Origin of the sequence: Luminiphilus syltensis NOR5-1B (assembly GCF_000158175.1) — a bacterium.
GTDB classification, from domain to species: domain Bacteria; phylum Pseudomonadota; class Gammaproteobacteria; order Pseudomonadales; family Halieaceae; genus Luminiphilus; species Luminiphilus syltensis.
On the sequence record NZ_DS999411.1, the window covers coordinates 472,426 to 486,050 of the forward strand.

Genomic DNA, 13,625 nt, shown 5'->3' on the forward strand with positions numbered 1-13,625 from the left:
GCAGTGCTTAATGCAGCTGTGTCGAATCGCGCCCGGTATCAAAGACGATGTCGACCACCTCGCGGAACGTACGTACAAAATGCACCGTCAGCCCCTCCTTGAGGTAATCGGGTAACTCCTCGTAATCGCCCTTGTTGTCGTGGGGCAGCAGCAATTCAGGAATCTTGCTGCGTCGGGCGGCAATCACTTTTTCCCGGATACCGCCCACCGTGAGCACCCGCCCCGTCAGGGTCAGCTCACCCGTCATCGCCAGTGACCGCCGGATACGCGCGCGTCGCGCCAAGGAGACCAGCGCGGTCGCCATGGTAATGCCCGCACTCGGGCCGTCTTTGGGTGTCGCGCCCTCGGGAACGTGCAGATGCACCATCGACATGTCAAAGAAATCGGCATCGCCGCCGAATTCGCGAAGATTGGCCACCACATAGCTATAGGCGATTTCGGCACTTTCTTTCATCACGTCACCCAACTGCCCGGTGAGTTTGAAACCGCGGTTCAGCGTGTGGATCTTTGACGACTCGATGGCCAGCGTCGCACCGCCGGCCGCCGTCCAGGCGAGCCCGGTCACGACACCGCGACCCCGGCTGGGCTTCTCGGTGCGGAACCGGGGCTGTCCCAGCATTTCACCCACCTCTTTTTTGCCCAGGCGCACTTTTTCGCTCTCCCCATCGACGATGCGGACAATCGATTTACGGATCAGCTTGGCCAGCTGCTTCTCCAGACTGCGCACGCCCGCCTCGCGACAATAGGACTCGATCACCAGCTTGAGCGCCGCATCGTTAAGTTTGACCTGATCGTCCTCAACACCGTGGCGCTCAAGCAGCTTGGGCCAGAGGTGGTGCTTGGCAATCGCCAGCTTCTCCTCGGCGATATATCCGGCCAGGCGAATGGTCTCCATGCGATCCAGCAGTGGCCCGGGAATGGTGTCCAGCTGATTCGCCGTGCAGACAAAAAGCACTTTCGACAGATCCAGCCGCAGATCCAGGTAGTGATCGAGGAAGTCCGAGTTCTGCTCGGGATCGAGGACTTCCAACAGCGCGGATGCGGGATCACCCTGATAGGACGCGCCAATCTTGTCGATTTCATCGAGCATGATCACCGGATTGGCTACCTCGACCTCCTTCAGGGCCTGCACCAGCTTACCGGGCATTGCGCCTATATAGGTCCGTCGGTGGCCTTTGATTTCGGCCTCATCGCGCATTCCACCCAGGCTGAAGCGGTAGAACTTGCGACCGAGCGCATCGGCGATCGAGCGGCCGATGCTGGTTTTACCCACACCCGGGGGACCGACCAGCAGCAGAATCGATCCGTCGATCTGCCCTTTGAAATTACCCACAGCGAGAAACTCGACAATCCGTTTTTTGACGTCCTCAAGCCCGTCGTGATGGGCATCGAGGGTCTGTCGCGCGTGGGCGAGCTCGAGGTTATCCTCGGAGTACACTCCCCAGGGTACCGATGTCACCCAGTCGAGATAATTGCGGGTGACCGCGTACTCCGGCGAGCCCGATTCCAACACCTTGAGCTTGGCCAACTCATCGTCAACCCGGGCCAGCACCCGCTTGGGTGGATCCAGTTTCTGCAGGCGATCCTCAAAACGCTCGGCGTCGGAGGTGCGATCGTCCTTGGAGATGCCCAGCTCCTTCTGGATGACCTTCATTTGTTCGCGCAGGAAAAACTCGCGCTGGTTGTCCGATACCTTTTCATTAACCTGATGGGTAATTTGCCCCTGCAGCTCGGCCACCTCTTTTTCGCGCTTGAGAAGCTCAAGCACCTTGGCCATTCGCGCCGCCAGGGGCAGGGTTTCAAGAATGTCCTGCAGCTTGTCGCCCTTGGCACTGGTCATCGCCGCCGCGAAATCCGCCAGCAAGCTGGGCTGGTTCGGGTTGAAATTACCCAGGTACTGCTTCAGCTCTTCGCTGTAGAGCGGGTTTAAGGGCAGCAACTCCTTGATCGAGGCGATGATCGCCATCGAGTAGGCTTTGACCTCGTCGCTATCGGGGTCGTCCTTCGCGCGCGGATACTCCACCTGCGCGATCATCGGTTTGTCGCGCTGGAGCCAGCGCACCCGTGAAAAGCGGCGCAGGCCCTGAGCCAGGAACTGACCGGGTGATTCGCCTTTGATGGGTGGTCGATGCAGCCGTACCACGCACCCCATCTCGGGGATTTCGCCCGCTGCCACCTCGGCCGGATCCCGGTCCCCCACAAAAGCGAGGCCCAACAGCGCCGATCCCTGCTTGTTGATCGCCTCAAGGGTGGTTCGCCACTGCTCCGGGTCGAGGCCGATGGGCTGCACCTGTCCCGGGAAAAATGGCCTTCCGGGCAGCGGCAGAATCACCAGCGTGTCGGGCAGTACATCGTCGGCGACAGCCGGCGGGCCCTGATTTCCGTCGGGGGAATCCAGTGTAATGAGGCTGTGATCAGCGTTGTCGTCGGTGCTCAAACCAAAATCTCCTCGGGGCAGACCGCGCTTTTCGGCGCGTTAAGGAGAAGATGGGGACGCTTCGCCGGCGATTCAAGCCAGCGGCACCGGGAAGCGCGGCGAAGTCAGTCTTCGGAGGGCGACTGGGTACCCACGGGCCCCATGGGGAATTTCGCCACTTTATTGTTCTGGCTGGCATCGCTTATTTTGGCCGCGCCTTCCTTTTCGACTTCATCGATGCGGATGACCGACTGCAGGGGAATATAGCTGCGGGTAACGCCCGAAAATTCGGTTTTGAGCTTTTCTTCGCCGGGATCGACCAGGATCTGGGAGCGCTCACCGAACACCAGTTCCTCGATCTCGATGAAGCCCCACATGTCACTTTGGTAAATCTGGCGCGCGAAAACTTCAAACACCTGATTGCCGTTCTGAAAGATCACCTTGTAAACCGGCTGGATGGCCATGACTGCCTCGAAGGGTATGCGTTCACAGTAAAAATTGACGGAACGTTTGAAAAAGGGCCGGAATGGTATCACTACCCGGCAAAATTGCCAGCAAAAGGGTCGTGAAATGCGGGCACAGGGTCTATACTTCGCGCCCCCATTTCACAGAGGCAGGCAACCGCGTCCGTCGTGAGTAATACAACGCCCAAAAAACTCTTTGTCCAGACCCATGGCTGTCAGATGAACGAGTACGACTCCGCGCGTATGCAGGACCTGTTGGGCGAGAGCCACGGGCTGGAAGTCACCCTCGACGCCGAGCAGGCCGACGTGTTGCTGCTCAACACCTGCTCGATCCGGGAAAAAGCCCAGGAGAAGGTGTTCCATCAACTCGGCCGCTGGAAGCATCTGAAGCAGAAGAACCCCGACCTGATTATCGGTGTCGGTGGCTGCGTTGCGAGCCAGGAAGGTGCGGAAATTGGCAAGCGCGCGCCCTATGTCGATCTTATCTTTGGTCCGCAGACGCTACATCGTCTCCCAGAGATGATCGAATCACGCCGCGATGGGGAACCGATGGTGGTCGACGTGTCGTTCCCGGAAATCGAAAAATTCGATCGCCTTCCGGAGCCCAAGGTGGACGGCCCTACCGCTTTTGTCTCAATCATGGAAGGTTGCAGCAAGTACTGCACATTCTGCGTGGTGCCCTACACCCGGGGGGAAGAAGTCTCCCGACCGGTGGATGACGTGATTGCGGAGATTGCCCACCTCGCCGAGCGCGGCGTCAAGGAAGTGAACCTCCTGGGGCAGAACGTGAATGCCTACCGCGGCCTGAATCACCTGGGAGAAGTGGTCGACTTTGCCGATCTGTTGCGCCTCGTCGACCTGGTCGATGGCATTGAACGGATCCGATATACCACCTCGCACCCGGTGGAGTTCAGCGATGCCATTATCGATTGCTATGCCGATATTCCGGCACTGGTAGACCATCTTCACCTGCCCGTGCAGAGCGGTTCCGATCGTATTCTTATGGCCATGAAGCGCGGCCATACCGCACTGGAATACAAGTCGAAGATCCGCGCACTGCGCCGTATACGTCCCAATATTTCGATGTCCTCGGATTTCATTATCGGCTTTCCGGGGGAAACCGATGCCGAATTTGCGGAAACAATGAAACTGATCGATGACATCGGCTTCGATAACTCGTTCAGCTTTATTTACAGTGCCCGTCCTGGCACCCCCGCTTCAGACCTTCCCGATAACACGCCGGAAGCGACCAAGAAGCAGCGACTACAAATACTGCAGGGGCGCATTGCACAACAGGCGCGCGCCATCAGCGATGCCATGGTGGGATCGCGTCAGCGCGTGCTCGTAACCGGCATCGCAAAGCGCGATCCGGGCCAGCTTTCCGGGCGAACCGAGAACAATCGCGTCGTCAATTTCTGCTGCACGGATACCGCTTTGATTGGTGAATTTGTCGACGTGGATATCGTCGATGCCTACACCAACTCCCTGCGCGGCGTGCTGCCCGCCGACACCTCGACGAAAAGTCACGGTTGACTGGCCGTATTTCCCCGGTATCTTCGATCTTCCACTGGCAATAAGAGTGACCAAACAAGCGTTGGAACCCCATCAGCAGCCGTCGCCGGATACGTCCGATGCGACTCGCCACGAACCCGTCAGCTTCACACTGGAGCCAAACGATCCGCAGCACCTCGCCCTGTTGTGTGGACAGCTTAACGCGCACCTGAAACAGATCGAGTCGCGCCTCGGTGTGCGCATACACAATCGCAGCAATCAGTTTTCAATTGCCGGAAGCGATGCCGAACAGCGCGCCGCCCGAGCACTGATTGAAGGCCTTTACGAGGACGTTCGCGGCGGCGCCAGACTCAGCCCCGAGTCGATTCATCTCCAGTGCCAACAGGCGGATCTCGAGCGTCGTGTCGATGAGACCCACGGCGCCGGTGGCGAAAGCACTGGGCTTTCGGTTATTCGTACCAAGAAAGCCGTGATCAAACCCCGGGGTCGCAACCAGCAGGACTATGTCCGCGCCATCATGCGTCACGACATCAATTTTGGTATCGGCCCCGCCGGTACCGGCAAGACCTATCTCGCCGTGGCCTGCGCGGTGCAGTCGCTCATGGAAGAACAGGTCAAACGCATCCTGCTGGTCCGGCCGGCCGTGGAAGCCGGGGAACGACTGGGGTTTCTCCCGGGCGATCTCAGCCAGAAGGTCGACCCCTATCTCAGACCCCTTTATGACGCCCTGTACGAAATGCTGGGGTTTGATACGGTGAGCAAATACATCGAGCGCAATATCATTGAAGTCGCGCCGCTGGCCTTTATGCGGGGTCGAACCCTGAACAATGCCTACATTATTCTCGATGAGGCGCAAAACACGACCCGGGAACAAATGAAGATGTTTCTCACACGAATCGGGTTTGGCTCCACCGCCGTCATTACCGGTGATGCGACCCAGATCGACCTGCCTCGGGGTCAGGCCAGCGGCCTGATTCACGCGTCGCAGGTGCTCGAAGACGTGGAGGGCATCGCCTTTACCTGGTTCGCCAACAAGGACGTCGTCCGGCATCCGCTGGTACAGCGTGTGGTCTCCGCCTACGACAGCCACGAAGCGCGAACCACGCATCTGGACAAGAAAGCCCAGTGATCGCCGTTGTGCACATCGATCGAGACGAGGGCCTCGAAGCCCCCGATGACGACAGCTTCAGTCGCTGGGTCAATGCGGCACTGGTCAGCGGTCAGCACGCGGGATGTTTCACTCCCGAGGTCAGCGTCCGTATTGCCGGAGAGCGCGAGATCACTGCATTCAATCAGCAGTACCGGGACCGCAATCGACCCACCAACGTGCTGTCATTCCCAGCCTCGGTGCCCCCCGAAGTCGAAAGCGGCCTGCTCGGTGATATTGTCATCTGCGCACCGGTTGTCATCGCTGAGGCCCGCGAGCAGGAGTGCTCGCTCGAATCCCATTGGGCGCACCTGACTGTCCATGGCACCTTGCATCTACTGGGTTTTGACCACATCAGGGATGACGAGGCCGAAATCATGGAAGCGCTCGAAGTCAGCGCCCTCGCCGAGCTTGGCTTCGGCAACCCCTACCATTCGCCAACGGAATCAGAGATCCTGACATCGTGAACGACGCACAGAATACCGATACTGACGACAGATCCTGGCTCGATAAGCTGACCCATTTTATTTCCGGCACGCCGCAGTCGAAGTCGGATCTCGAGGGCGTACTCATACTCGCCACCGAGAACGAGGTCATCGATCAGGATGCTCGCAGCATCATGGAAGGGGCCCTGTCGGTGAGCGACATGCAGGTCCGGGACATCATGGTGCCCCGGGCACAGATGGTGTCGATCAAGACCGATGCGGAGGTTCAGGAAGCGCTGCCCCAGATTATCCACGCCGGCCACTCGCGCTTCCCCGTCGTCGGTGAGAATAATGACGACGTGCTCGGCATTCTGCTGGCCAAAGATCTACTCTCCCTGCTACTCGACCGGGACCAGCCCTTCTCCATCAGCGCGGTGATGCGGCCCGCCGTCATCGTGCCAGAGAGTAAGCGACTCAACGTGCTGCTCAGGGAATTCCGGCAGAACCGCAACCATATGGCGATTGTGATCGACGAATACGGTGGCGTAGCCGGACTCATCACCATCGAGGATGTCCTCGAGGAGATTGTTGGTGAGATTGAAGACGAGACCGACGCCGAGGAAGACCGCAATATCCGCCGTGTCACCGACGATGACTTTTTTGTGCGCGCGCAAACGCCGATCGACGATTTCAACGACTTCTTTGAAACCGATCTCAGCGATGATGAATTCGACACCATCGGCGGCCTGGTGATGAACGCCCTCGGCCATGTGCCTGGACGCAATGAAACGGCGGTATTCCACGGCTTTGAATTTCGTGTGGTCAATGCGGACCAGCGCAAACTGATTAGCCTGCGAGTGACACCACTCGCCGTCGAAGACGACTGATTGGCTAAGCGCCCGGCAAAGGTAAACCCGCTTCGCTGGTCGATGCCCCCGCTGGCCGGCGCAGTGTTCACTTTGGGTCTGGAACCCTGGAATCTGTGGCCGTTAATCCCGGTCAGCGCAGGGCTTTTATGCCTGCTGCTCCACCGCCAACGTACGGACAGCGCCGGTTTGATCGGCTGGCTCTACGGCTTTGGCTTCTTCGGCGCCGGTGCCTCCTGGGTCTACGTCAGTATCCACGTACACGGACACGCTGCCGTCCCCCTCGCCATCGCGCTCACCCTCATTTTCTGTGTCGGCCTCGCGCTGCTGTTTGCCCTGCAGGCATGGCTTTACCGACGCTTTTTCCAGCACCATTTTCTGGCACCGTTATTGGCATTCCCCGGCCTCTGGGTACTGTTCGAATGGTCCAGAAGCTGGCTGCTCACGGGCTTCCCCTGGCTCTATGCCGGTTATGGTGGCATCGACTCCCCCCTCGCCCACTGGGCTCCGATATCCGGTGTCTTTGGCCTGTCGCTGGTGTTGGTGATGCTCGGCAGCATGGGAGTGATTCTGGCGCGCGCGCGCGGTTGGCGGCCACTGGTCTCGCTGTGGTTATTGCTGGCTGCCATTGGCTTTATTGGAGGCGCCGCGCTGGGCAACGTCAGCTGGACAAAAGCCACCGGGGAGCCACTTCAGGTATCGATTGTGCAGCCCAATATCCCCCAGGAGAAAAAATGGGATCCACGCTTTCTGCCGTCCATGCTTGAGCGGTTTGAAAACACCACGGCTTCGCTCTACGCGGATTCAGACCTGGTGCTTTGGCCGGAGGCCGCGGTGCCCGCCATTAACCGTCGCGGACAGCTGTTTCTCGACCACTCCGCTGAAGAAGCCGCACGGGCGAATAGCGCCCTCGTCGCCGGTATTGCGAGTCGCGGGGAGCGTGGATTCCACAACAGTATTGTGGCGCTGGGAACGGGAAGCGGTATCTATCACAAACAAAAGCTGGTGCCCTTTGGCGAGTACGTGCCACTGGAGCATTGGTTAAGGGGGCTTATCGAATTTTTCGATCTTCCCATGTCCAACTTCACATCCGGTGACGCGCAGCAAAAACCGCTGCAGGTCGCCGCTCTGACCATCGCACCTTTTATCTGCTACGAGGTGGTCTACCCCGATTTTGTGGCGAAAAGTGCAATCGGTTCACATCTGCTGATCACGGTATCCAATGACAGCTGGTTCGGGGCGTCTATCGGCCCCTGGCAGCATTTGCAAATGGCGCGATTCCGTGCGTTGGAAACCCAGCGTCCCCTGCTGCGCGGCACCAATAACGGTGTATCGGCTATTGTCGACTCACGCGGACAAAGTCGTACCCAAAGCGGCCAGTTCATCGAAGCCGTGGTGAGTGGCACCGTGCAGCCGCGAACGGGGAGTACACCGTTCATGCGCTTTGGCAGCCTACCCGTTTTGATGGTGAGTGGCATTTTTGTTGCACTGTGCAGCCAACGAAAACGCCGCGATACCCGTCGATACTGGTAAACTTCCAGTAACTTAGCCAATCCTTAAAACTCCGGGACAGCACTGCGACGCACCCGGTAACTACGAGCCTCCATGAATCAGGAATACCAACCCGAGTCTATTGAAACCGCGGTTCAGCTCGCCTGGCAGCGCAACAATAGCTTTGCCGCCGTCAGCGATTCGCGCGAAACCTTTTATTGCCTCGCCATGTTTCCCTATCCCAGCGGCAAGTTGCACATGGGGCATGTGCGCAACTACACGATTGCTGACGTTATTGCCCGCTTCCAGCGCATGCAGGGCAAAAACGTACTGCAGCCAATGGGGTGGGATGCCTTCGGCCTTCCGGCGGAAAATGCGGCGATCAAGAACAATGTCCCACCCGCCGACTGGACCCTGGGCAATATCGACGACATGCGTACGCAGCTGTCGCGGCTGGGCTTCGCCTACGATTGGAGTCGGGAATTCGCCACCTGCACCCCCGAGTATTATCGCTGGGAGCAGTGGTTTTTTACCCGGCTGATTGACAAGGGCCTGGCCTACAAAAAAGAAGCCGACGTCAATTGGTGCGAGACCGATCAAACCGTTCTCGCCAACGAACAAGTGGTCAACGGCCGTTGCTGGCGCTGTGACAATCCGGTAGAGCGTCGCTCGATCAGCCAGTGGTTTATCCGCATTACCGCCTACGCCCAGGAGCTGCTCGATCAGCTGGACGGGCTGGATGGCTGGCCGGAACAGGTCAAAGCCATGCAGCGCAACTGGATTGGCCGCTCCGAGGGGGCCAATATCCGCTTCGAACAGCCGGCAGGTAAGCCGCTCGAGGTGTACACCACCCGGCCCGATACCCTCTTCGGTGCGAGCTATCTTGCGGTAGCCGCGCAACATCCGGTGGCGCAACAGGCCGCCCAAAATAACCCTGAACTGCAGTCCTTCATCGACGGTCTCGCCGCCACCAAAGTGGCGGAGGCAGATATGGCCACCATGGAGAAAGAGGGCATGGATACCGGGATGAAAGCGATCCATCCGCTGACCGGTGATGAACTGCCAATCTGGGTAGCCAACTTTGTCTTGATGGGCTACGGCTCCGGCGCCGTGATGTCGGTACCCGGCCACGACCAGCGCGATTGGGAATTCGCCCGCAAATACGATTTACCCATCACCCAGGTGGTCGCTGGCAGCGATGCCGATCCGGCGGACCTCAGTGTCGCGGCCTACACCAGTCGCGGCACACTGATCAATTCGGGCGCCTTTGACGGCCTCGATTTCGAGGCGGCCTTTGAGGGCATTGTGGCTGCACTGGCAGAAAAAGGCCTCGGCGAGCGCACCGTGAACTTCCGCCTGCGCGACTGGGGAGTTTCCCGACAACGTTACTGGGGCGCGCCTATTCCGGTCATCAATTGTGAGCGTTGCGGTGCAGTGCCGGTGCCTGAGGCCGATCTTCCCGTGGTACTGCCAACCGACGTCGCCTTCGAAGGGGTCGGATCGCCGCTCAAGCGCATGCCGGAATTCCGGAACGCGCCGTGCCCGACGTGCGGGGAGCCCGCCACCCGCGAGACCGATACCTTTGACACCTTTATGGAGTCGTCCTGGTACTACGCACGCTTTGCATCGGCGGGCAGTGACAATGCCATGCTCGACGCCGAGGCCGACCGCTGGCTGCCGGTTGATCAATACGTCGGGGGTATCGAACACGCCATCCTGCACCTGCTGTATGCGCGCTTCTTCCATAAACTGATGCGCGATGAAGGCCTGGTCAGCTCGGATGAGCCGTTCAAGCGCCTGTTAACCCAGGGCATGGTGCTGAAAGACGGGGCCAAAATGTCCAAGTCGAAGGGCAATACCGTCGACCCACAGGCGCTGATCGACCAATATGGCGCGGATACCGTGCGTCTTTTCAGCATGTTTGCGGCGCCGCCCGACCAGTCGTTGGAATGGTCTGACTCAGGGGTCGAAGGGGGGCATCGCTTTCTCAAACGCCTGTGGCGGCTGGTCAGCGAAGCGACGTCGCGGTCTACCGATACACTGGATACCGCTGACCTGAATAACGGGCAGAAAGATTTGCGCCGCAAAACCCATGAGACCATTGCCAAGGTCAGTGACGACTATGGCCGGCGGCAGACTTTCAATACCGCCATCGCCGCGGTAATGGAATTGTGCAACGAAATTGGCCGCCATCCCCAGGAGTCTGATGCCGACCACGCCGTGATCGACGAAGCGCTGCGCGCGGCGCTGCAAATGCTGTCACCGGTGGTGCCGCACATCAGCGAGCACCTGTGGCGTGAATTCACGGGCGAGGATATCGCCACTGCAGGCTGGCCCGATGTCGACGAGTCGGCGCTGGCACGGGATACCATCGAGATTGTCGTGCAGGTGAATGGCAAGGTTCGGGCAAAGATTGACGTCGCTGCCGACGCCGAAAAATCCGAGCTTGAAGCGGCGGCACTCGCGCAGGACAACGTTCAGCGATTCATCGATGGCGCCACGGTGCGCAAGGTAATCGTCGTGCCGGGCAAGCTGGTTAATGTGGTGGCCAACTGATGATGCGCCGGCGATTAAGTCAGGTCGTGGTCCTGCTCGCAGTCTTCACCCTGGCGGGATGTGGCTTTTATTTGCGCGGATCAGGTGGCGGTAACAGCGACAGCCTGTCGGGACTTACCTTATCCGTGGTCAGTGCAGAGCCCAGTAGCGAATTAACCGCTGCTGTGCTGCGACAGCTGCGCCTGGCCGGTGCCGAGGTGGTCGACCTCGGCGAAGCTGAGCTCCGGCTGAAACTGGCTCCCGAGGTCTTCCAGCGGCGCAATATCTCCCTCACAGCCCAGGCCCGTGCCGCCGAAGTGGAGTTAACGATAGCGACCCGATTCGACCTGCTGCGAGCCGATGAGCCGCTGGTCACCGCCGCCGACGCTACCGTGGTTCGCCAGATGCTCAATGATCCCGAAAACGTGGTCGGCAAGGTGGAAGAACTGCGTCTGCTGCGCGCAGAAATGCGCCAGGATCTCGCCGGACAGATTGTGCGTCGCACCGCCTACAGCCTCGCCAACTGATGCAAGTCAAGCCCGAGCAACTCAGCCGACAACTGGATGCTGGTCTTGCCCGCTGCTACCTCGTTACCGGCGATGAACCCCTACTGGTTCAGGAGAGTGCCGACGCCATTCGCGCCGCTGCTCGTGCTGCAGGTTGCGACGAGCGCGAACGTATCGACACCACAACACCTGCGGGCTGGCAGGATCTGCTGCAATCGGGTGGCGCCTTGTCACTGTTTGCCCAACGAAAGTTGGTTGAAGTTCATGTGCCCAGCGGCAAACCGGGCACCGAGGGCAGCAAGGCGCTGCAGGCCTACCTCGATAGGGAGGGCGATGATGTCCTGCTGATTATCGCCGGTAAAATCGACAAGTCGTCGCGGCGCGGCAAGTGGTTTAACGCTCTCGACCAGGCCGGCGTGGTGGTTACTGTCTGGCCCGTCAGCCCGCAGGAAATGCCGCGCTGGCTGCAGGGTCGCCTGCAACAGGCGGGATTGCGTGCGGATCGCGAGGCGTTGCAGCTGCTCAGTGAACGGGTAGAGGGCAATCTCCTCGCGGCGATGCAGGAGGTCGAAAAGCTGAAGCTGCTCGCGGACAGTAACGACATTACCGCGCAAACGGTGATCGAATGCGTGTTCGATAATGCGAGGTACAGCGTTTTTGGTCTTATCGACAAAGCGCTGGCCGGGGATGCACGGGGCGCACTGCGCACGCTGCGCGGCCTGCGCGCCGAAGCCACGGCGCCGCCGGTACTGCTGTGGGCGATTAATCGAGAGGTCAAGCTGCTCGCGGAGATTACCGATGATATCGCCCGGGGTACAGCGGCCCATTCAGCAATGAATCAACGCGGGGTTTGGCGAAACCGCACCGCGCTGGTGCAACAGGGGCTCGACCGGCATACCCCATCCAGCATCGCCGAGCTCCAGTCAGGGTGCTTTGCCGTTGATGCCAGCACCAAGGGCTTCGGACCGGGCGATCCGTGGGATCACCTCGAAACCGTCATCGTTCAACTGGCGCTGGGTGATTCATCGAGTAACTCGCGTCGTCGGGCGTAAAGCAACGACACCAGCAGCACGCCCAGCCCTCCGGTAATGGTCAGCACACCAATAAACCCCAACCAGTCGGCAAGGGCGCCGATGACAAACGTTCCCGCGGCCGGTGCCACCATCGCCACCACGGCCCACAGGCTCAACACGCGCCCCCGGTAGTCCTCTTCCACCGATAAATGCGTCAGGGTTTGCGCGCCGGTGCCACACATGGTGGTCGTCAGCGCCAGTATCGATACGGCGACACATAAGCCCCACAGGGAGGCGGCGAGTCGCAAACCGACCAGCACCAATGCGCCGATAATCAATGCCACCGCGATAAGCAATAGCAGTCGCTTCAACTGCGCCCGCTGTCGGCTGACAATAAGCCCGCCGACAATGGACCCGGCACCGGCAAAGGCGGTCAGTACCGCAAGATCACCGGAGTCACCGGCGATGAGCTGGCCCGACACCGCCGGCAGCAATTCGATAACCGTTCGGCCCAGCAGACCGTTAACAACGGTAAAGGCGAAAATCAGCCGCAGGCCCGGGTGGGTGTAAACGTAGGCAAGCCCCGCACGGAACTGCTGCAAAAAGGGCTCTCTCGGCTTGGGTTCGCGGCCGCCGATACCGCTTAATGTCGATAAAATGAGAAGCGAGACGGTGAACATGAGTGCGGCAAGCAGGTAGGCCTCGGCACTACCCGAGATACTGAGCACCCAGGCACCGATGGCCGGACCGACAATACGCGCGCTGTTGAAGGTCATCGCCGAAAGCCCGACGGCGCTGGGTAAGGCATCGCGGCCCACCAGCAGCGGTATCAGCGCCAGTCGCATGGGCGTGTGGCCCGACAGCCCCACCCCCATTGCCAGCGCCAGTATCAGCAGGGTTGTCAGCGAATACAGCCCGTAAATCATGGCAAGTCCGCCGATCAGCGCAATGGTGGCGTGAAAAACCATCGAAATAATCAAGCCAAACCGCGGGTTTACCCGGTCAGCGAGAATCCCGAACACCGGCGACAGCACCAGGGCAGGCGCCAGCATGAGACCGGCAACTACGCCAACCCAGGCGGCGGAATGGGTGAGCTCCCAGGCGCTCCAGCCAAACAGAAAGCGCAACATCCAGCTGCCAAGGCTGGAAAAAATGCTGGCCGGGAAGTAGCGCCGGAAGCGCACCTCTGCCAGTGCCGAATGATGCACATGTCTACTTTCGCGACACACCCAAAAGGCCCCACTTGATTT

11 protein-coding genes are annotated in these 13,625 nt (G+C 59.7%); 8 read left to right on the plus strand and 3 right to left on the minus strand.

Translation table 11 applies throughout. The annotated features are described in order from the left end of the window. Positions 1 to 7: 7 nt before the first annotated feature. On the minus strand, positions 8 to 2,437 hold the full coding sequence (gene lon, locus NOR51B_RS02100) for an endopeptidase La (RefSeq protein WP_009021362.1): 2,430 nt from the start codon (positions 2,435 to 2,437) through the stop codon (positions 8 to 10). Positions 2,438 to 2,541: 104 nt separating this feature from the next. Continuing rightward, positions 2,542 to 2,880: a DUF1820 family protein gene (locus tag NOR51B_RS02105; protein WP_009018935.1), complete on the minus strand. Its 339-nt coding sequence runs from the start codon at positions 2,878 to 2,880 to the stop codon at positions 2,542 to 2,544. 168 nt (positions 2,881 to 3,048) lie between these two features. Here NOR51B_RS02105 and miaB point away from each other — a divergent pair, with 168 nt between their 5' ends. The 8 genes from miaB to holA all read left to right on the plus strand — a co-directional run bounded on the left by miaB (position 3,049) and on the right by holA (position 12,414). Beyond that, positions 3,049 to 4,413 carry a tRNA (N6-isopentenyl adenosine(37)-C2)-methylthiotransferase MiaB gene (miaB, locus tag NOR51B_RS02110; protein ID WP_009019704.1) on the plus strand — a complete coding sequence of 455 codons (1,365 nt, stop codon included), beginning with the start codon at positions 3,049 to 3,051 and terminating at the stop codon, positions 4,411 to 4,413. Positions 4,414 to 4,459: 46 nt separating this feature from the next. Then, positions 4,460 to 5,521, plus strand: coding sequence for a PhoH family protein (locus NOR51B_RS02115; RefSeq protein WP_009021408.1), 1,062 nt, complete (start codon positions 4,460 to 4,462; stop codon positions 5,519 to 5,521). After that, positions 5,518 to 6,006: an rRNA maturation RNase YbeY gene (gene ybeY / locus NOR51B_RS02120; RefSeq protein ID WP_009021604.1), complete on the plus strand. Its 489-nt coding sequence runs from the start codon at positions 5,518 to 5,520 to the stop codon at positions 6,004 to 6,006. The genes NOR51B_RS02115 and ybeY overlap by 4 nt, the downstream gene beginning before the upstream one ends. Continuing rightward, positions 6,003 to 6,851, plus strand: coding sequence for an HlyC/CorC family transporter (locus NOR51B_RS02125; protein ID WP_009021302.1), 849 nt, complete (start codon positions 6,003 to 6,005; stop codon positions 6,849 to 6,851). The genes ybeY and NOR51B_RS02125 overlap by 4 nt, the downstream gene beginning before the upstream one ends. Then, positions 6,852 to 8,363: an apolipoprotein N-acyltransferase gene (gene lnt, locus NOR51B_RS02130; RefSeq protein WP_230198384.1), complete on the plus strand. Its 1,512-nt coding sequence runs from the start codon at positions 6,852 to 6,854 to the stop codon at positions 8,361 to 8,363. Between the two features lie 72 nt (positions 8,364 to 8,435). Further along, on the plus strand, positions 8,436 to 10,877 hold the full coding sequence (gene leuS / locus NOR51B_RS02135; protein WP_009021086.1) for a leucine--tRNA ligase: 2,442 nt from the start codon (positions 8,436 to 8,438) through the stop codon (positions 10,875 to 10,877). Next, the gene (locus NOR51B_RS02140) at positions 10,877 to 11,383 is read left to right on the plus strand and encodes an LPS-assembly lipoprotein LptE (protein WP_009019268.1); all 507 of its coding nucleotides are present in this window, start codon (positions 10,877 to 10,879) and stop codon (positions 11,381 to 11,383) included. The genes leuS and NOR51B_RS02140 overlap by 1 nt, the downstream gene beginning before the upstream one ends. Then, positions 11,383 to 12,414, plus strand: a complete 1,032-nt coding sequence (holA, locus tag NOR51B_RS02145) for a DNA polymerase III subunit delta (protein WP_009021373.1) — start codon at positions 11,383 to 11,385, stop codon at positions 12,412 to 12,414. Before NOR51B_RS02140 ends, holA begins: the two co-directional genes overlap by 1 nt. Here the strand turns inward: holA and NOR51B_RS02150 are convergent. Further along, positions 12,366 to 13,583, minus strand: coding sequence for an MFS transporter (locus NOR51B_RS02150; RefSeq protein ID WP_009019672.1), 1,218 nt, complete (start codon positions 13,581 to 13,583; stop codon positions 12,366 to 12,368). The two genes, holA and NOR51B_RS02150, sit on opposite strands and share 49 nt — an antisense overlap. Positions 13,584 to 13,625 lie beyond the last annotated feature (42 nt).

Excerpts from the sequence above, each read along its gene's own strand:
- holA (WP_009021373.1), top strand. The coding sequence starts at position 11,383 with ATGCAAGTCAAGCCCGAGCAACTCAGCCGACAACTGGATGCTGGTCTT.
- NOR51B_RS02140 (WP_009019268.1), top strand. The coding sequence starts at position 10,877 with ATGATGCGCCGGCGATTAAGTCAGGTCGTGGTCCTGCTCGCAGTCTTC.
- NOR51B_RS02105 (WP_009018935.1), bottom strand. The coding sequence starts at position 2,880 with ATGGCCATCCAGCCGGTTTACAAGGTGATCTTTCAGAACGGCAATCAG.
- leuS (WP_009021086.1), top strand. The coding sequence starts at position 8,436 with ATGAATCAGGAATACCAACCCGAGTCTATTGAAACCGCGGTTCAGCTC.